Below are 18,653 nucleotides of genomic sequence, written 5' to 3'. Positions count from 1 at the left end.
GCACCCGCGCCGGCACCGGCACCGGCGTACATCATCCCGGGCGCCTTCTGCCCCAACGCGCTCGTGGGCCAGAAGGGCCTGGCCGCCAACGGGCGCACCTACATCTGCGGGGGCAAGGGCCCGGATGCGAGCGGCCACTACCACTGGAACGTGTCGTAGCGGGCGGGGGGCGCGCCACCTCTTGCCCGCCGCGGGCACCTCGTGGTCACGGGGGCGCGCCACCTCTTGCCCGCCGCGGGCACCTCGTGGTCACGGGGGCGCGCCACCTCCAGCCGCCGGGCACCTCGCGGTCACGGGGCGCGCCACCTCCTGCCCGCCGCGGGCACCCTAAGACGTGACGGCCACGGGTTCGTCCCGGGCGGGAGGCGCAGACTCGCCCAGACGCAGAAAAACCCCTTCCTGATCCGCGTCGCCACGGATCAGGAAGGGGTTGCTGTGCGCCCCCCGGGACTCGAACCCGGAACCCATTGATTAAGAGTCAATTGCTCTGCCAATTGAGCTAGAGGCGCATTTCGTGCGGGACTCTCGCTGGTCTTCGGAAACCCTCTCCGGACCTCGCGGCGTCCCCCGCAACGACATGTAACTCTACACGGTCGGTGCCCTAGAACGAAATCGGCTCGAACCCCTCTCTGCGTGTTCTCGGTCACGGGTGATCCGGGCTCGGATCGGCGCGACTCCGCGGCCACGCGCGACGCCGCTACGCTGGCAGAATGACCACTTCGCCAGTGCCCCGTCGGCTTGCCCCGGGCGACGTCGCCCCGGAATTCTCGCTTCCCGATTCGACGGGCGGCACCACGAGCCTCGCAGACCTCCGCGGCCGCAAGACCGTGCTGTATTTCTACCCTCAAGCAGACACCCCCGCGTGCACGCAGGAGGCGTGCGACTTCCGCGACAGCCTCGAATCGCTGGGAGGTGCGGGCTACGCCGTCGTCGGTGTCTCCCCCGACCCGGCCAAGGCGGTCGTGAAGTTCGCCGCTGAACAGCATCTGGGCTTCCCGCTCCTTGCGGATGCGGACCATGGGGTCGCGGACCTCTACGGCACGTGGGGGGAGAAGAAGAACTACGGGCGCGTCTACCAGGGCCTCATCCGGAGCACCTTCGTCCTCGACGAGGAGGGCCGGATCGTGCTCGCCCAGTACAACGTGCGGGCCAAGGGCCACGTCGCGAAACTCCGCCGCGACCTGAAGCTCGACTGAGCTCAGGGGCGCCGCCCGCCGGTTAGACTGGCAAGCGGCCCTGCCGCGCTCGCGGACGGGCCCGCGCGCGAGTGGTGAAATTGGCAGACACGCAGGATTTAGGTTCCTGTGTCTTCGGACGTGAGGGTTCAAGTCCCTCCTCGCGCACCACCTCCGGTCCGTGCACCAGCCGACCGAGCAGGTCGACACCCAGACATCAGGGGCGCCGGGCACGCGGCGGGGAAGGCGGAGCTGTGGCGCGAAGCATCGGACGCAGAGAGCTGCTGCAGGCGGCTGCGGTGGCGGCCCTCCTGACGGGCTGCACTCCCTCGCCCGGGCCCACGCCCTCGCCGACGGCGGGCAACTCCGACGCCCCGAAAGCGACCTTCACGTTCGCCACCCCCGCTCCCCCGATCGGCCTCGACCCGGCTGTCATCGACGAGCTGGAGTCGTGGCGCATCGCGCGGCAGGTGCTCGAGAGCCTCGTGACCACGGATCCGGAGACCGGCGCGCCCGCCCCCGCCCTCGCTACGTCATGGACCCAGAGCAGCGACCAGCTGAGCTATACGTTCACGCTTCGGCAGAACGTCACGTTCCACGACGGCACGCCGTTCAACGCCGCGGCCGTGAAGGCCAACTTCGACCGGTGGTTCAACTTCAGCCCCGCGTTCCGGGCAGCCAACCCGCCGCTGCCGTTCACGGCGGTCTTCAAGGCCCACGCCGACGCGCCGACCCTCTCCGTCTTCAAGGGCTGCGACGTGGTCAATGACCATCAGGTCAAGATCACGCTCACCCAGCCGCTCACGGGCTTCCTCCAGGCCCTGACCACCGCGGGCTTCGCCATCTCCTCCCCCGCGGCGCTCGCGACCGGGACGGCGGACGTCATCGACCAGACGTCCGCTGGGACCAAGATCTCGCGCTACGCGCAGCATCCCGTCGGCACGGGGCCATTCCGCTTCCGAGACTGGACCGCTGACCGGGTCACGCTCGAGTCATCGCCGACCTACTGGGGCAACCGCGGCCAGATCGCCACCCTCATCTTCGTGGCGTTCGATCAGCCTCAGGCCAGGCTCCAGGCGCTCGTGGACGGCCGGATCGACGGCTACGACGCCGTGACCCTCGACAACATCGAGACACTCGTGCGCAAGGGCCTCCAGGTGGTGCGCCGGGATCCCTTCTCCGTGATGTACCTCGGCATGAACCAGTCGGTCCCAATCCTCCAGAACGAGAAGGTGCGCCTCGCAATCGCGATGAGCATCAACAAGGACTCGGTGATCCGCCCGTACTTCCTCGAGGACACAAAGCCGGCCTCCCAGTTCATCCCGCCGAAGCTGAGCGGCTTCAACCAGGCCGGGGGTTTCCCCTCCTACGATCCAGAGAAGGCCAAGCGCCTGCTCGCGGAGGCCGGGTACAAGGGAGAAGAGCTCAAGTTCTACTACCCGCTCAACACGACGCGCCTGTACCTCCCCTCGCCCGAGAAGGTGTTCGGGGAGCTGAGCGCCCAGCTGACGCGATTGGGCCTCAACCTCAAGCCCGTCCCGATCGCGTGGTCGGACGGCTACCTTGAGAAGGTCACGACCGCGGGCGACCACGCGTTCCACCTCCTGGGCCGCTACGGGACGTTCGCCGACCCAGACGACTTCCTGGCCCCGCTGTTCGGCGCCAAGGGCGGCGAGTTCGGCTTCTTCGACGCCCAGCTCTTCAGCAAGATCGACCGGGCCCGCGGCCTCCCCGACGGTTCTGACCGGACGCAGGCCTACCAGAACATCAACGCCCAGCTGGGCAGCACGGCCCCCGCCGTGCCGATCGCGTTCCCGATCTCCGCCGTCGCCGTCTCCAACAGCGTGGTCAACTATCCGACCTCGCCCGTGCTCAATGAGACGTTCAACCGCGTGACGCTCAAGACCTCCTAGCCCGCTCAGCCGTCCAAAAAATTGCCCGCAGACCCCTTGACGGGGCGGCCCGCAAGGATTTAGAGAACCGCGCCCGCGAGGGATATTCTGCCTGTGGTCCATTTGCGCAGGGAGAGTCAGTGACCTTCATATCCACCACCCGGTCCGCCGATGTCGTCTTGGTCGGCGGTGGCATCATGAGCGCCACCCTCGGGGCGTTCATCAAGAAACTTGAACCCGCATGGAACGTGGTGCTGTTCGAGCGCCTTCCAGCGGTGGGGCTTGAAAGCTCGGGCCCTTGGAACAACGCGGGAACGGGCCACGCCGCCTTCTGCGAGCTCAACTACACCCCGCAGGCCAAGGACGGCTCGATCAACCCGGCGAAGGCGCTGGGCATCAACGAGGGCTTCCAGCTCTCGCGCCAGTTCTGGTCGCACCTGGTCCGCGAAGGGGACATCGGCGACCCCACGCGGTTCATCCACAACGTCCCGCACATGAGCTTCGTGATCGGGGACGCCCACGCCGACTACCTCAAGAAGCGGTTCGAGGCGCTCAAGCCCAACGCCCTCTTCTCCGAGATGGAGTTCAGCGAGGATCCCGGCCAGATCGCCGAATGGGCCCCCCTCGTCATGGAGGGCCGCCAGCCCGGCCGGGTCGCCGCGAACCGCGTGGCATCGGGCACTGACGTCGACTTCGGCACCCTGAGCCGCGAGCTCGTCACGTTCCTCGACCGCAACGGCGTCGAAGTCAACTACGGAACGGACGTGACCGACGTCAAGCGCTCGCGCGGCGGCTGGGACATCTCGACGAAGCACACCGCCTCGGGCGAGCGCGGCGCGATCCACGCGAAGTTCGTCTTCATCGGCGCGGGCGGCGGCGCGCTGCACCTCCTGCAGAAGTCAGGCATCCCGGAGAGCAAGGGCTACGGCGGCTTCCCCGTCTCAGGCAAGTTCTTCCGCTGCACGGACGAGGAGATCGCGGCGCGGCACAACGCCAAGGTGTACGGCCAGGCGTCGGTCGGCGCCCCGCCCATGTCCGTGCCGCACCTCGACACGCGATACGTGGACGGCAAGCGTTCGCTCCTGTTCGGCCCGTACGCGGGCTTCTCCACGAACTTCCTCAAGAGCGGCTCGCTCCTGGACCTCCCGCTGTCCATCCGGGCGAGCAACATCATCCCGATGCTCGCCGTGGCAAAGGACAACATGGATCTCACGGCCTACCTCGTCAAGGAGGTCGCGAAGAGCCGCGATGCGAAGGTCGAGGCGCTCCGCGAGTACTTCCCGCTCGCCGACGGCGACAAGTGGGAGCTCATCACGGCCGGCCAGCGGGTGCAGATCATCAAGAAGGATCCGTCCAAGGGCGGCGTCCTGCAGTTCGGCACGGAGGTCATCACGTCCCGCGACGGGTCCGTGGGCGCCCTCCTCGGCGCCTCGCCGGGCGCCTCGACCGCGGTGCCGATCATGCTCGAGCTCATGCGTCGCTGCTTCCCCAAGAACTACCGCGGCTGGGAAGAGAAGCTCCGCGAGATGATGCCCGGCTACGGCGTCAAGCTCAACGACCATCCAGAGCTCGCAGCCGAGCTGGCGGCCAGCACGGCCGAGGCGCTCCAGCTCGCCGCGACTGCCCAGTAGCTCTTTGGCCCTGGCGGCCCGCACCGTTCCGACGGTGCGGGCCGTCGCCGTCCCAACGGGAGAGACCCACCTCATGTTCCGGCTCGCGAGCCTCTCGATGTCCAACAAGGCGCTCATCGCGCTCATCACGCTCTTCGCGGCGGTCTTCGGCGTCATCACAGCCGGGACGCTCAAGCAGGAGCTCATCCCCTCCATCGAGTTCCCCCAGCTCACGGTGGTCTCGTCGATGAGCGGCGCGTCTCCCGACGTCGTGGACAAGCAGGTCGGGCAGCCGCTCGAGAAGGCGCTCCAGTCCGTTGAGGGTCTCGAGAGCAGCCAGTCGACATCCCGCACGGGCGTCTCGACCATTCGCCTCTCCTTCGCGTACGGGACGAATCTCGACCGGGCCCGCAATCAGATCGACCGGGCCATCTCGACGGCCAAGCAGCAGCTCCCCGCGAACGTCACGCCGAACACCCTCGCCGGCAGCGTGAGCGACTTCCCGATCGTCTTCATCGCGGCGTCCTCTGACAGGGGCCTGAGCGATCTCGAGGGCCAGCTCACCCAGCAGGCGGTGCCCGCACTGACGAAGATCGACGGCGTGCGGAGCGTCGACGTCACCGGCGGCGCGACGCGGCACGTCCAGATCCAGCCAGACCCTGCCTCGATGGCCGCGCGAGGCGTGGACATCGGCGCGATCCGCACCGCGCTCCAGAACAACGGCTCGCTCGTACCGATCGGAACCGTCGCTGACCAAGGCCGCACCCTGTCGCTCCAGGCCGGCAGCCCCCTCGACTCGACGGATGCCATCAAGGGCCTGCCGCTGGCGGGCGTGAAGCAGCCCACGAAGATCGGCGACGTCGCCGCCGTCGCCCTTCAGGACGACGCCGCGACGTCGATCACGCGGACCGACGGCAAGCTCACCCTCGCCCTCTCGGTGACCAAGAAGCCCGAGGGCGATACGGTCGCGATCTCGCACGCCGTGCGCGACGCGCTGCCGGGCATCCAGGCGGGCCTTGGCTCGAACGCCCAGCTCACCACGGTGTTCGACCAGGCGCCGTTCATCGAGAAGTCGATCAAAGACCTTGCGACCGAAGGCCTCCTGGGCCTGGGCTTCGCGGTGCTCATCATCCTCGTCTTCCTTCTCTCCGTGCGCTCGACGCTCGTCACGGCCGTCTCGATCCCGCTCTCGCTCCTCATCACGTTCATCGGCCTGTTCGCGGCGCACTACTCGCTCAACATCCTCACGCTCGGCGCGCTGACGATCGCGATCGGCCGCGTCGTGGACGACTCGATCGTGGTGATCGAGAACATCAAACGTCACCTGAGCTACGGGGAAGAAAAGACGACGGCGATCCTGCGGGCCGTGCGCGAGGTCGCCGGGGCCGTCACGGCCTCCACGCTCACGACCGTCGCGGTCTTCCTCCCGATCGCGTTCGTGGGCAACCTCGCGGGCGAGCTCTTCCGGCCTTTCGCGCTCACGGTCACGATTGCGCTGCTCGCCTCGCTTGCGGTGGCGCTCACGATCGTGCCGGTGCTCGCGTACTGGTTCCTGGGCCACAAGTCGCCCGGCGCGGTCGCCCCGGCGGAGGTCGAGGCGGAGGCGCACGAGAAGGAGCGGCGCAGCTGGCTCCAGCGCGGCTACCTTCCGATCCTCCGCGGCACGCAGCGCCACCCTGTCTGGACGCTCGTCGCGGGCGCCCTGGTGCTCGTTGCGACGTTCGGCATGACACCGTTCCTGGAGACCAACCTCCTGGGCAACTCGGGCGAGAACAGCTTCACGGTCACGCAGCAGATGCCACCGGGCACGAGCCTCGACGCGACGAGCGCCGCGGCCGCCAAGGTCGAGGGCGCTGTGCGGGGCACGTCCGGCGTCAAGACCGTCCAGGTGACCATCGGCAACTCGACCACGGGGTTCAGCGCCTTCCTCTCCTCGGGCGCGTCCAACGCGACGTTCACCGTCATCACCGACGATTCGGCGAATCAGGCGACGGTTCAGCAGAGCGTTCGGGACGCCGTCGGCCACTTGGGCGGCGTGGGAACCGTGAGCGTGAAGCAGCAGCAGGGCGGCTTCGGCACGGCCTCGACCGTCGACGTCACGGTCAAGGCCCCCGATTCCGCCTCGCTCTCCGCGGCCAATGACGCGGTCATGTCCGCACTCAAGGACGTGCCTGGCGCGACCGGCGTGACGAGCAACCTCGCGGCCGGCCAGCCCGTGGTCCAGGTCAACGTGGACCGCGCGAAAGCGGCTGCCGCCGGCCTGTCCGAGCAGCAGGTGAGCACGCTCCTCGCCGCGACGGTGAGCCCGGTGCCGGCCGGGACCGTGCGATTCGACACGAGCGACTACCCCGTGCTGATCGGCAAGGGCACGCAGTTCTCGAGCATCGACGCGGTCCGCGCGGTGCCGCTCCCCGGCGCGCCCGGGCTCACCCTCGGCTCGATCGCCAGCGTCACCGCCGTCGACGTCCCGGTGACCGTCACGAGCACGTCGGGCCAGCGCACCGCCACCGTGTCCGTCTCGCCTGGCGATTCCAACCTCGGCACGGTGAGCGCCGAGGTCCAGAAGCGGGTGGGCGCACTCGCGCTGGGCGGCGGCGCGTCGGCGTCGGTGGGCGGCGCGGCGACCCAGCAGGCGGACTCGTTCAAGCAGCTGGGCCTCGCGCTGCTTGCGGCGATCGCGATCGTCTACGTCGTCATGGTCGCGGCGTTCAAGAGCCTCCTCCAGCCGCTCGTGCTCCTCGTCTCGATCCCGTTCGCTGCTACGGGCGCCATCCTGCTCCTGCTGACGACTGGGACCCCGCTCGGGCTCCCGGCGCTCATCGGCCTGCTCATGCTTGTGGGCATCGTCGTGACAAACGCGATCGTGCTCATAGACCTCATCAACCAGTACCGGAGGCCGAGCGGGCGGCGCCCGGCGTTGGCCCTCGAGGATGCGATCGAGCAGGGGGCGCGCCAGCGCCTTCGGCCTATCCTCATGACCGCGCTCGCGACGATCTGCGCGCTCACGCCCATGGCGCTCGGTCTCACGGGCGGCGGCGGGTTCATCTCGCAGCCGCTCGCCGTCGTCGTCATCGGCGGCCTCGTCTCCTCAACGGCCCTCACCCTTGTCCTCGTCCCGGTGCTGTACCGGCTCGTGGAGGGCCGGCTTGAGCGGCGCAGGCTCCTGCGCGACCTCGCGCAGCGCCCCGAGCCGGTCGAGCGCGAGGGCAGTGAGGAGAGCGAGGCCGACGGCGACTGGACCACGGGCGTGGTGCCCAAGGTCACAGGGCGGCGCGCGGCCAAGGCCTGACGACAGGGCCTCACGGCGAGGCGTCATCGCGGCCTCACGGCCGCCATCACCGCGGCCTCACCGCACCTCACCGCACCGGGAACAATTTCCTCTCCTCGGGGGTTCGAGATAGATGCAAATGCATGTATCCTGAATGTACCGAGGAAAGAGGTCATCATGCAGTTCGGAATCTTCAGCGTCGGCGACGTCACCCTTGACCCCACGACGGGCCGCATGCCCACCGAAGGCGAGCGGATCAAGGCAATCGTGCAGATTGCGAAGCACGCCGAGGAGGTGGGCCTCGACGTCTTCGCGACGGGCGAGCACCACAACCCGCCGTTCTATCCGAGCTCGCCGACCACGCTGCTCGGCTACATCGGCGCGCAGACGGAGCACCTCATCCTCTCGACCACCACGACGCTCATCACCACGAATGATCCGGTGAAGATCGCGGAGGACTTCGCGATGCTCCAGCACCTCGTGGACGGCCGCGCCGACCTCGTGCTGGGCCGCGGCAACACGGCGCCCGTCTATCCGTGGTTCGGCAAGAACCCGCACGACGCTCTCGAGCTGACCGTCGAGAACTACGCGCTCCTGCGCCGCCTGTGGGACGAGGACACGGTGGACTGGAGCGGCAAGTTCCGCACGCCGCTGCACAACTTCACCGCGACGCCGCGCCCGCTCGACGGCGTGGCCCCGTTCGTGTGGCACGGCTCGATCCGGACGCCGCAGATCGCGGAGCTAGCGGCCTACTACGGCGACGGGTTCTTCGCTAACAACATCTTCTGGCCCAAGGAGCACTACATCCAGCTCATCAACCTGTACCGCGAGCGCTTCGAGCACTACGGCCATGGCAAGGCGCACCAGGCGATCGTGGGGCTCGGCGGCCAGTTCTTCATCCGGAGGAACTCGCAGGACGCCGTGCGGGAATTCCGCCCATACTTCGACAACGCGCCCGTCTACGGCCACGGCCCGTCGCTCGAGGACTTCACGGCGCAGACGCCGCTCACAGTGGGCAGCCCGGCCGAGTTCGTCGAGAAGACCCTCGCGTTCCGCGACTACTTCGGCGACTACCAGCGCCAGCTGTTCCTCGTGGACCACGCAGGCCTGCCGCTCAAGACGGTCCTCGAGCAGCTCGATCTCCTCGGCGAGGTGCTCCCCGATCTCAAGGCCGGGTTCGCCGAGCGGCGGCCCGCCGACGTCCCCGAGGGCCCCACGCACACGGCGCTCGTCGCGCGGCGCGCGGAGGCCACGACCGGCGACGGCGCGGCTGCTCGGAGCGGATCGTCGGATCAGAGCGAAGCGTCGGCTCAGGGCGAAGCCGCCGCTGAACCCGCGGAGACCTCGCGATGACCGCACCCACGGCGGACCGACCCGTGAGCCATTCGCCGTCGGCGCCGTCCGTCCGGGAAACGGCAGAGGCGTGGGAGTCCCTCTTCCGCACCCAGGTCACGGTCATGCGCCGGCTCCAGACCGACCCGGCGTTCCGGGAGCTCGGCATCAAGGAGTACGACGTGCTCTTCACGCTCAGCGGGTGCCCCGGGGGCGGCCTGCGGCTCAACGAGCTCAACAACCATGTCCTGCTGGCGCAGTCGAGCCTGAGCCGGCTCGTGGACCGGCTCGAGCGCAAAGGACTTGTCACGCGCCGCGCGGCCCCCGAGGACGGCCGGGGGACGCTCATCGCGCTCACCGAGGCAGGGCTAGAGACCCAGCGGCGCATCGGCCGGGGACACGTGCGCGAGATCGCGCGGCTCTTCGGCACAGCGCTCGACGGCGGCGAACTTGCCGAGCTCACGCGGCTCACCGCCAAGCTTCGGCAGCACGTCGAGGAGAGCCACCCCCTCTAAGAGCCGGCCGGCGCCTAACCGATGATTGCGAGGCGCCCCGGCTCGTCGTCAGGCAGCTCCTCGTCGGACTCAGCGGAGACTGAGAGGCGGCGCAGCACAAGGCTCCCGCCGACGGTCGAGAGAAACGCCGTGTCCGAGGAGTCGCGGCCCGCGGTGATACGGAGCATCCCGGCCCGCGACGCGAGCCCGGTGGGATCGATGGCATGCCAGGCACCGTCGACATACGCCTCGGCGACGGCGTGGAAGTCCATGGGACGCAGCCCCGGCGCGTACACGGCGGCGAGCCGGGCGGGAACGTCCTTGGCCCGAAGGAGCGCGATCGCGAGGTGTGCGTAGTCGCGACACACTCCCCGGCGATGCAGGAGCGTCTCGACGGCCCCGTCCGTGCCCCGTGACGACCCGCTCACGTACGCGAGCTGTTCATGCACCCACTTCCGGACGGCGAGAACCAGCTCGGCCCCGCCGAGCCGGCCGAACTGCCCGTACGAGGTGGGCAGGAGACGGTCGCTCTCGGCATATCGGCTCGGCCGGACGTAGCGGATGAGCTCCATCTCATCGACGGGATCCGGCGCAGCCCGGCCCCCCACCGCCGCGGAGTACTCGACCTCGACGTCCGTGGGCTCGTCGAACTCCAGCACGTGGAAGCGGCCTCCGTGCCCGTCCTGCAGCTCACGCCATGCCACGGGCTCCCCCGCCGCGGTGACGCTCAGCTGCTCGTCGAAGGAGCTGTACCCGGGGTTGCGGGCGGCCGCGATGGCCATCGCGACCTTGGTCCGCGCCACGGTGGTGAAGGACAGACGGGCGCCGACAGTGCGCAGCATAGTGCTCCAGACAGGCTAGGGATCGCCAGGGTGTGCTAGGAGGTCTTCAGGAACTTCAGCGACATGATCATGCGCTGGGCGTCGGCGAAGTCGCCCGAGCTCTGAACGTAGGCCGACGCTTGAGCAAGGCTATCGAAAGACTGCAGCGGCGCAACCTGGGCCTGCGGCGAGAGCGGTGCCAGCTCGAGGACATCGGAGAACGCGTAGCCACCGATGCTCGCGGGTCCCGGCACGACGTTCGCGAGCCTGCAGGCCTTCGAGTCCTGGGCCGCGGTCGCCACGCCGACGAGCCCGAACGAACCGAAGTACTTGTACCCCTGAATGACCCGGAAGACGAACCGCGGCGAGATCGCCGTCGGGCCGTCCGTGAACGGGAGGGACACGGGCAGGCTGTTGAGCACGGAGTACGGCTTCGCCTGGGCCGGGTCGCAAGCCTGCTGGGACGGCTGCGGGAGGCCCGTCTGGAGCGCCGCGACGAACGTCCCGTCCGCCTTCTTGACGTCATAGTGGAGCGCGCCCGACGACGAGCCGGCCGCCGGCGTGCCGGACTGCACGATCCATTCGTCGGGGAGCTCGAAGCTCACGGTCTTGCCGGGATCCGTGAACGTCTTCCACTTTGCGGAGGTCGCCCCGGGCGACGGCGTGGCACTCGCCGAGGCGCCCGCTCCCCCGGACGGGGCGGCCGAGCCGCTCGCGGTTGCCCCGCTTGGCCCGACCGCGGTCCACGTGGGCGTGCTCTGGCCCGCGCCGCACGCCGTGAGCAGCAAGGCGACGGCAAGGCTCGCCGCCACGATGCCCGCGACCGGCCGCGGGCCGCGCGGGGATCGGCTGCCTGAACTGTGGCGACTGCGTGGAGGAGCGGCGTCCATGAGGCAACCCTAGCGAACCAGCGGCGGGGTACTCTGGCGCCATGCACGAGCAGAATGCCGGAGTTTCTCCTAGTGGCCCGCAGGACGTGAACGGGCAGCTCAAGATCAGCCAAGACGACGCATCGGGCGCAGTCGAAAACACCGCCGCGCGCGCGGCTGGCGCCGGCGAGGGCGCCTCGGCCGGCACCAGCGCCACCCTTGACGACGTCATCACCGACACCGACGACGAGGCCGCCCTCGCTATCCCGGCGCACGAGGTGGCGGAATGGCGCCTCAGCATGTTCGCCGTGTACGCGAAGGTGAGGGCTGCGCCGTCGTCCGCGGAGGCCCACGCGCTCTGGTGCCGCGAGCGCGACGCACTCTTCGCGGGCCACCCCGCGTCGGCGCTCCTCCCGGGCGACCGGGCGCGGTTCACCGGGCTCCGGGTCGCGCCCTACGACCCCGCCTTCCGGTTCGAACTCCCGCTCCTGCCCGAGGGAGCCGGCCAAGAACGGCCCGTCCGGACGGGCACGGACGGCATCGTGCCTTTCGTGCGGCTCGGCACGTTCGACGTCCCCGGGATCGGGACGCTCGCCGCGTGGAGGCACGCGGGCTACGGCGGCGGGGTGTTCGTCCCATTCCGGGATGCGACGGCGGGCCGGCCGGGCGGCTCGTACGGCGCGGGGCGCTACCTCCTGGACACGATCAAGGGCGCCTACCTCGGCGCGCGCACGGGCGACGACGGCGTGCCCGTCTACACGGTCGACTTCAACTTCGCGTACAACCCCTCATGCGCCTACAACGAGGCGTGGGCCTGTCCGCTCCCCGGACCCGAGAACCGCGTCGCCGCGGAAATCCCTGTCGGCGAGCTGTACCCGATTCTCTGACGCTGGCTCGGACGCGCCGTGCGGCCGAGTTGTTGATGGGCGCCGCCCGGGCCCGGGGCTCGGGACGTGGGGGCCCGGGCGCGGGGCGCCGGTTGCCGCTGACCGGTGGCCGGTGGCCGGTGGCCGGTGGCCGGTGGCCGGTGGCCGGTTGCCGGTTGCCGGTTGCCGGTTGCCGGTTGCCGGTTGCCGACGAGCTTATTTTGTCGGACTGGGGTGCGAGGCTTTCCTCATGGGGGAAGATTTGGGGAACAGCCCGTTCAACGATGCGGAAGAGGACGCTGCCTCAGGCGCGCCAAGTGAGCCGTTGGCCCAAGAGCCGGCAGCTGAGGACTCGTCCGAGAAACAGGCCAACCCGCCTGCAACTGACGGCCCGTCCGAGCCACAGGCCACAGAGCCCGCGACTGACGGCCCGTCCCAGCCACAGGCCACAGAGCCCGCGACTGACGGCCCGTCCGAGCCACAGGCATTGCCGGCCGCGGTGAAGTTCGAGGCGGCGATGTTCGAGGTGGGTACCGCGTTCGTCGACGGGCTTGTGGAGACCGCCAAGGCCCTTGAGGCACACGAGGCGCGGCTCCACGCGCTGCGGGCCTTCGTGCTATCCGAGCTGTGCGAGCACTTCCGGCGCGGAGCCCGGGACCGGCTCGAGGCCGCCGAGGCTCCCGCCCTCGCCGCAGCCGAGATCGCCGCGGCCCTGAACGTCTCCCAGCGCACCGGCCGCGCCATGGTCGAAGAAGCCCGCACCTTGGCCGACCCCGGCCTGGCCCCGGTACTGGACGCGCTTCGCGACGGACGGCTGGACCGCCGTCGCGCCCGCGCCGTGGTCGAGCACGCCGCAGTCCTGCCCCCGGGCAAGGACGCAGAGTTCGCAGCCGCCGCGGTCGAACTCGGCTGCCCTCAGGGCGCGCCCGGCCCCGCCCTGAGCCCTGGAGCGTTCTCACGTCGCCTGCGCCGCCTGGCCGAGGGCTACCATCCCGAGCCGCTGGCCGCCCGCAAGGCCCACGCCGTGGCCTTCCGCCGCGTCGACCTCGAACCCACCCGGGATGGGATGTGTTGGATCACCGCCCATCTGCCCCTTGAGACCGGCGCCGCCATCGATGCCCGCCTCGAGGCCATCGCCCGTTCGCTCCAAACCCCCGCCGAGGTCAGGGGGATCAACCAGCTCCGCGCCGACGCATTCCGCGACCTCCTCCTCGACGGTCCCCTCGTTGCCGAGTCCGTCATTGGAGCGCCCCTAGCCAGCACGGCCACCCCCTCTGGGGCCACCCACACAGGGGCCACGGCGGGGGCCACCCCCTCAGGGGCCACGGCGGGGGCCACCCCCTCAGGGGCCACGGCAGGGGCGGTCCCCTCAGGGGCCACGGCAGGGGCGGTCCCCTCAGGGGCCACGGCAGGGGCGGTCCCCTCAGGGGCCACGGCAGGGGCGGTCCCCTCAGGGGCCACGGCAGGGGCCACCTCCTCTGGGGCCACTCGCACAGGGGCCACTCGCACAGGGGCCACGGCAGGGACCCTCCGGGCACAGAGCACCCGTACCCTGGACGTCGGCGGGACCGGCTCGGGCGTCGCACCGGGCGCGTCGCCCGGTGGCATCAGGACGGAGATCGTGGTCACCGTGCCGGCCCGGACGCTGACCGGGGAGTCCGAGGCGCCAGCCGAGATTCTCGGCTACGGGGCGCTCGACGCCCCCGCCGCCAGGCAACTGGCCGCGCAGGCCTCGACCTGGACCACCATGTGGGTCGATCCGGACAGCCGGACCCCACTCGCGCTCGGCCGCCGCCGGTACACCCCCACCCTGGCCATCCGGCGCTTCCTCGGCGCCCGGGACCGGACGTGCCGCTTTCCCGGCTGCGACAAGCCGGCCCCGGCTACCGAGGCCGACCACACCACGCCTTGGCAGCACGGTGGAACCACCGACACCGGCAACCTGGCCCTTCTGTGCCGCGAACACCATCGCCTCAAATCGCTCGGCCACTGGAAACTCCGACAACTCGAGCCCACACCCGCCGACAAGCCGGACTCCAGCGCCGTCGCCGCCCCGGCCCCCCACCCGAACCTCGGCATGGGATCCGAACCGGTCCCGCCTGAGGCAGGACCCGAACAAGGCAAACCACCCACCGCCGTTCAAACCGCCCCGCCACCGCCCGGAGGCGCCCTCGAATGGACCTCCCCCACCGGCCGCAAATACCTCACCCATCCGGAAACCGACGCCCCGCCGCCCTTCTGAGCGCCGCAAGGTCGGATCAACCGCCGCCAACCTGCCGGGCCTGACTTTGACCGCCTCACCAAGCCGCGCCGGTTGACACTCGGGTGTGACCGCTGCCATAGTCGGAGGGTGAACCTGTCAGACAGCTCTACACCTCGACAGCCAGACGGGCTGCTTGGGGCGGCGAGTACTGGACACCGCCCGATCGCGCGCCTCAGCGCCGCCGAGGCCGTGCTTGCCGAGCTCCGCTCCGACATCGAATCCGGTCGCGCCCCCGTCGGGGCGAAGCTCCCCTCCGAGGCGGCGCTCGCCGCCCGCTACGCCGTGAGCCGCTCCGTGGTGCGTGAGGCGCTGCGTTCGTGCGCAGCGCTCGGGCTCACCGAGACGCACACGGGCAAAGGGACGTTCGTGGTCTCGGGGCGCGTCTCCGGCGATCTGGTGCTGGGCCGCTACTCGGCGCGGGATCTCACCGAGGCCCGCCCCCACATCGAGGTCCCGGCAGCAGGCCTCGCTGCCACGCGCCGCAGCGAAGAAGACCTCGCGACGCTCAAGGGCATCGTCGCCGACATGGCGCTCGAGGACGACCCCGCCGCGTGGGTGGCCCTCGACGCGACCTTCCACTGCCTCATAGCCCGAGCGAGCGGCAACAAGGTCTTCGAGACCGTCGTCTCGGACCTCCGCGAGGCCCTCGCCAACCAGTCCGAGACCCTCAACCTCGTCGCCGACGACCGCCAGCACGCCTCCGACCTCGAGCACCGCCGCATCCTCACCGCGATCGAGGCGGGCTCCGCGGAGCTCGCGAGCGAGGCGATGGCGGAGCACCTCAAGGCCGTCGACGTCGCGCTCGGATCGCTCAGGGAGGGCTGACAGCCCACCCCGACCGTCCTCGCATTCCAAGCGCGCCAGCAGCGTCCGGCCCACAGCATCCGGCGCCCGCAGCAGCCGGTCCAGAGCATCCGAAATCCACAGCTTCCGAAACCCACTCCGCCAGCCCTCAGAGAGCCGATGACTCACACAGCAGACTCCGCCAGCGCTCCACCGACCCGCTCGGACACCAGCAGGTCGGCCGCTTCCAGCCTCCCGACGCACGTCCCGCTCGCGGTCCAGACGCGCGGCGACGTGGTCGAAGGCGTTCACTACGGGAGCGTCGCCGTGATCGACGCCGACGGCACGCTCGCGTGGGAGGCCGGCGACGCCTCGCGTCCGTTCTATCCGCGCTCCGCGCTCAAACCCCTCCAGGCCGTTGCGCTCGTCCGCGCCGGGCTCGACGTCCCCGAGGAGCTCCTCGCACTCTCGGCCGCGAGCCACAGCGGAGCGCCGAAGCATCGCGACGGCGCGCGCCGCATCCTCGCCCTTCATGGGCTCGACGTCTCGGCGCTGGCCAACACCCCGGACCTCCCCTACGGCGTCGCCGAGCGCGAGGACTGGCTCCGAGCGGGCGGGAGCGCGGATCAGCTCTGCCAGAACTGCTCGGGCAAGCATGCCGCGATGGTGGCCGTCTGCAAGCTCAACGGCTGGACCGTCCAGGACTATCTCGACCCCCAGCACCCGCTCCAGCAGCTCGTCGCGACGACGGTCGAGGAGCTCACGGGCGAGGCCCCCGCGGCCTGGAGCACGGACGGCTGCGGGACTCCCCTCCCCGCCTTGACTCTCGCCGGGATAGCGCGCGCCTACGGACGGCTCGCCCAGGCCGCAGCGAACGACGGCGGGAATGGCACCCCAGGCGCGGAGGCCGCCGTCGCCCGCGCGATGAGCGCCAACCCTGAGATGGTCGCGGGCGAGGGGCGAGACGTCGCGCGCCTCATGCGGTTGCTGCCCGGGTCCGTCGCGAAGGACGGATTCGAGGGCGTGCAGCTCGTGGGGCTGCCGAACGGCCGCGCCGTTGCGGTCAAGATCTCCGACGGCGGCGATCGCGCGAGGATGCCCGTCGCCGTGCGCGCACTCGCGGTGCTCGGCGTGCCCGAGGCAGGCCCGGATGGGGCCCTCGCCGAACTCGCTTCGGCGCCCGTGCTCGGCGGCGGCCGGCCCGTCGGGTGCTTCACCGCGCTCGACACCGCGTTCCCGGAGACCCCGGCCAGCGCCTGACCCGGCGGCCCGGCCGCCGCATCTTCAGCCAGCCAGACATCCCCCGATCCAGACATCCCCCGACCACCCGAGCCACCACCCCTCGTGCCCGAATCCCCGTGAAAGGCCTTCCATGTCCCGACCTGCCGAGACGCTCGCCCCCTCAGAGGCGGTCCGCCTCGACCACGACCTGCTCGGCGACCGCGAGATCCCCGCGGACGCGTATTGGGGCGTGCACACGCTCCGCGCCGTGGAAAACTTCCCCATCACGGGCCGCCCCCTCTCCACGAACCCGCACCTCGTGCGGGGCCTCGCGGCGGTGAAGCTCGCCGCCGCCCGTGCGAACCAGGAGCTCGGCCTCCTCGACGCAGGGCGCGGCGCTGCGATCGAGGCCGCGTGCCTCGAGATCCTCGACGGAGAGCTCACGGAGCAGTTCGTGGTCGACGTCATCCAGGGCGGCGCCGGGACGTCGTCGAACATGAATGCCAACGAGGTCATCGCCAACCGCGCCCTCGAGCTGCTCGGGCACCAGAAGGGCGAGTACGCGGCGCTTCACCCGAACGACCACGTCAACCTGAGCCAGTCGACGAACGACGTGTACCCGACAGCCGTGCGGGTTGCGACCGTGTTCGGGATCGAGGGGCTCCTCTCGGCGCTAACGGGGCTCGAGGAGGCATTCGCCGAGAAGGCCGCGGAATTCCGCACGGTCGTGAAGATGGGCCGCACCCAGCTCCAGGACGCCGTGCCCATGACGCTGGGCCAGGAGTTCGGGACGTACGCCGTGACGATCGGCGAGGACCGTGAGCGGCTGCGCGAAGCCTCGCGACTGGTCCACGAGATCAACCTCGGCGCCACCGCGATCGGGACGGGCCTCAACGCGCCCGCTGGCTACACCGAGGCCGCCTGCCGCCACCTTGGCCAGGCCACGGGCCTCCCCCTCGTCACGGCGATCGACCTCATCGAGGCGACCCAGGACATGGGCGCCTTCGTGCACCTCTCCGGCGTGCTCAAGCGCGTCGCCGTCAAGCTGTCCAAGATCTGCAACGACCTTCGCCTGCTCTCCTCGGGCCCCCGCGCGGGGCTCGGTGAGATCAACCTGCCCGCTGTCCAGTCGGGCTCCTCGATCATGCCCGGCAAGATCAACCCGGTGATCCCGGAAGTGGTCAGCCAGGTCGCGTACGAGGTGATCGGCAACGACGTCACCATCACCATGGCCGCCGAGGCCGGTCAGCTACAGCTCAACGCGTTCGAGCCGATCATCGTGCACAGCCTCCACAAGAGCATCACGCACCTCGAGGCCGCGTGCACCACCCTGACCAATCGCTGTGTCCGCGGAATCACCGCGAATGCCGGTCGCCTGCGGGCGAGCGTCGAGCACTCGATCGGCCTCGTGACGGCCCTCAACCCGTACCTCGGCTACGCCGCGGCAACCTCGATCGCCCAAGAGGCGCTCGCGACGGGACGCGGCGTCGCGGAGCTCGTCCTCGAGCGCGGGCTCCTCACTGCCGACAGGCTCGAGGAGCTGCTCCGCCCGGAGCGTCTCGCGAACTTGACGGCGTGACGGGTCGGGGCGGGGTCTCCATCCGCTGACCCCTGCCTTTTAGTCTCCATTCGCTGTTCTCCATTCCGGATTTCCAATTCCCGATTCCCGATTCCCGATTCCCCGTTCCCGATTCCCATTCCCGATTCACCCGTCCCAGTCCCGATTCCCTATCCCAGACAGGAAGGACACTGATGTCCTCGCTTGACCCTGCCCGCACTCCGGCCGATACCCAAGTCCCCGACCACCTTGAAGACCACGGCCACGCGCATACGACCGACCACGTGATTCACGCGGAGGATGCCGGCTACCACAAGGGCCTCAAGGCCCGGCAGATCCAGATGATCGCGATCGGCGGCGCGATCGGCACCGGGCTGTTCCTGGGCGCGGGCGGGCGGCTGGCCGCCGCCGGCCCTTCCCTGGTGTTCGCGTACGCGATCTGCGGCGCGTTCGTGTTCCTGATCCTGCGCGCCCTGGGCGAGCTCGTGCTGCACCGGCCCT

General features: G+C 70.1%; 13 protein-coding genes, 2 tRNA genes and 1 pseudogene. 13 read left to right on the top strand and 3 right to left on the bottom strand.

Going from position 1 to position 18,653, the window contains the following annotated elements; translation table 11 throughout:
- Nucleotides 1-436: 436 nt before the first annotated feature.
- A tRNA-Lys gene (locus E6A26_RS17240) sits at nucleotides 437-509 on the bottom strand.
- A 201-nt stretch (nucleotides 510-710) separates the two neighbouring features.
- Here E6A26_RS17240 and bcp point away from each other — a divergent pair.
- The 7 genes from bcp to E6A26_RS17205 all read left to right on the top strand — a co-directional run bounded on the left by bcp (nucleotide 711) and on the right by E6A26_RS17205 (nucleotide 9,792).
- Nucleotides 711-1,196, top strand: a complete 486-nt coding sequence (gene bcp, locus E6A26_RS17235) for a thioredoxin-dependent thiol peroxidase (protein WP_234865654.1) — start codon at nucleotides 711-713, stop codon at nucleotides 1,194-1,196.
- Nucleotides 1,197-1,261: 65 nt separating this feature from the next.
- Nucleotides 1,262-1,346, top strand: a tRNA-Leu gene (locus E6A26_RS17230).
- An 83-nt stretch (nucleotides 1,347-1,429) separates the two neighbouring features.
- Complete coding sequence (locus tag E6A26_RS17225) at nucleotides 1,430-3,088, top strand: ABC transporter substrate-binding protein (protein ID WP_234865651.1); 1,659 nt, start codon at nucleotides 1,430-1,432, stop codon at nucleotides 3,086-3,088.
- 119 nt (nucleotides 3,089-3,207) lie between these two features.
- A complete protein-coding gene (locus tag E6A26_RS17220; RefSeq protein ID WP_136612435.1) occupies nucleotides 3,208-4,698 on the top strand; it encodes a malate:quinone oxidoreductase in 1,491 nt (496 codons plus the stop codon).
- A gap of 73 nt (nucleotides 4,699-4,771) precedes the next feature.
- The gene (locus tag E6A26_RS17215; RefSeq protein WP_136612438.1) at nucleotides 4,772-7,966 is read left to right on the top strand and encodes an efflux RND transporter permease subunit; all 3,195 of its coding nucleotides are present in this window, start codon (nucleotides 4,772-4,774) and stop codon (nucleotides 7,964-7,966) included.
- A gap of 156 nt (nucleotides 7,967-8,122) precedes the next feature.
- On the top strand, nucleotides 8,123-9,298 hold the full coding sequence (locus tag E6A26_RS17210) for an LLM class flavin-dependent oxidoreductase (RefSeq protein ID WP_136612434.1): 1,176 nt from the start codon (nucleotides 8,123-8,125) through the stop codon (nucleotides 9,296-9,298).
- Nucleotides 9,295-9,792 (top strand): MarR family winged helix-turn-helix transcriptional regulator, encoded by a 498-nt coding sequence (locus E6A26_RS17205; protein ID WP_136612433.1) that lies wholly within the window; start codon nucleotides 9,295-9,297, stop codon nucleotides 9,790-9,792. The genes E6A26_RS17210 and E6A26_RS17205 overlap by 4 nt, the downstream gene beginning before the upstream one ends.
- Before the next feature lie 14 nt (nucleotides 9,793-9,806).
- Here E6A26_RS17205 and E6A26_RS17200 read toward each other — a convergent pair whose 3' ends face one another.
- Nucleotides 9,807-10,613, bottom strand: coding sequence for a transglutaminase-like domain-containing protein (locus E6A26_RS17200; protein ID WP_136612432.1), 807 nt, complete (start codon nucleotides 10,611-10,613; stop codon nucleotides 9,807-9,809).
- Nucleotides 10,614-10,648: 35 nt separating this feature from the next.
- On the bottom strand, nucleotides 10,649-11,482 hold the full coding sequence (locus E6A26_RS17195) for a hypothetical protein (protein ID WP_211129220.1): 834 nt from the start codon (nucleotides 11,480-11,482) through the stop codon (nucleotides 10,649-10,651).
- 41 nt (nucleotides 11,483-11,523) lie between these two features.
- On the opposite strand from E6A26_RS17195, the gene E6A26_RS17190 reads away from it, so the two are divergent.
- The 6 genes and pseudogenes from E6A26_RS17190 to E6A26_RS17160 all read left to right on the top strand — a co-directional run.
- A complete protein-coding gene (locus E6A26_RS17190; protein ID WP_327407910.1) occupies nucleotides 11,524-12,348 on the top strand; it encodes a DUF1684 domain-containing protein in 825 nt (274 codons plus the stop codon).
- Nucleotides 12,349-12,814: 466 nt separating this feature from the next.
- Nucleotides 12,815-14,569 (top strand): DUF222 domain-containing protein, encoded by a 1,755-nt coding sequence (locus E6A26_RS17695; protein ID WP_168928778.1) that lies wholly within the window; start codon nucleotides 12,815-12,817, stop codon nucleotides 14,567-14,569.
- Between the two features lie 108 nt (nucleotides 14,570-14,677).
- Nucleotides 14,678-15,415, top strand: coding sequence for a FadR/GntR family transcriptional regulator (locus tag E6A26_RS17175; protein ID WP_407695393.1), 738 nt, complete (start codon nucleotides 14,678-14,680; stop codon nucleotides 15,413-15,415).
- A gap of 138 nt (nucleotides 15,416-15,553) precedes the next feature.
- Complete coding sequence (locus E6A26_RS17170) at nucleotides 15,554-16,633, top strand: asparaginase (protein WP_136612430.1); 1,080 nt, start codon at nucleotides 15,554-15,556, stop codon at nucleotides 16,631-16,633.
- 112 nt (nucleotides 16,634-16,745) lie between these two features.
- Nucleotides 16,746-18,173 carry an aspartate ammonia-lyase gene (locus E6A26_RS17165; protein WP_136612429.1) on the top strand — a complete coding sequence of 476 codons (1,428 nt, stop codon included), beginning with the start codon at nucleotides 16,746-16,748 and terminating at the stop codon, nucleotides 18,171-18,173.
- A 173-nt stretch (nucleotides 18,174-18,346) separates the two neighbouring features.
- A pseudogene (locus tag E6A26_RS17160) lies at nucleotides 18,347-18,653 on the top strand (amino acid permease); the annotation flags it as partial.

The organism is Sinomonas albida, from assembly GCF_004919045.1.
Taxonomy (GTDB): Bacteria; Actinomycetota; Actinomycetes; order Actinomycetales; family Micrococcaceae; genus Sinomonas; species Sinomonas albida.
The sequence above is the reverse complement of the archived record's forward strand: the minus strand, read 5'-3'. Positions and strand labels throughout refer to the sequence as shown.

Coding starts and splice junctions, on each gene's coding strand:
- bcp (WP_234865654.1), top strand. CDS start 711: ATGACCACTTCGCCAGTGCCCCGTCGGCTTGCCCCGGGCGACGTCGCC.
- E6A26_RS17170 (WP_136612430.1), top strand. CDS start 15,554: ATGACTCACACAGCAGACTCCGCCAGCGCTCCACCGACCCGCTCGGAC.
- E6A26_RS17190 (WP_327407910.1), top strand. CDS start 11,524: ATGCACGAGCAGAATGCCGGAGTTTCTCCTAGTGGCCCGCAGGACGTG.
- E6A26_RS17195 (WP_211129220.1), bottom strand. CDS start 11,482: ATGGACGCCGCTCCTCCACGCAGTCGCCACAGTTCAGGCAGCCGATCC.
- E6A26_RS17165 (WP_136612429.1), top strand. CDS start 16,746: ATGTCCCGACCTGCCGAGACGCTCGCCCCCTCAGAGGCGGTCCGCCTC.
- E6A26_RS17210 (WP_136612434.1), top strand. CDS start 8,123: ATGCAGTTCGGAATCTTCAGCGTCGGCGACGTCACCCTTGACCCCACG.
- E6A26_RS17215 (WP_136612438.1), top strand. CDS start 4,772: ATGTTCCGGCTCGCGAGCCTCTCGATGTCCAACAAGGCGCTCATCGCG.
- E6A26_RS17200 (WP_136612432.1), bottom strand. CDS start 10,613: ATGCTGCGCACTGTCGGCGCCCGTCTGTCCTTCACCACCGTGGCGCGG.
- E6A26_RS17205 (WP_136612433.1), top strand. CDS start 9,295: ATGACCGCACCCACGGCGGACCGACCCGTGAGCCATTCGCCGTCGGCG.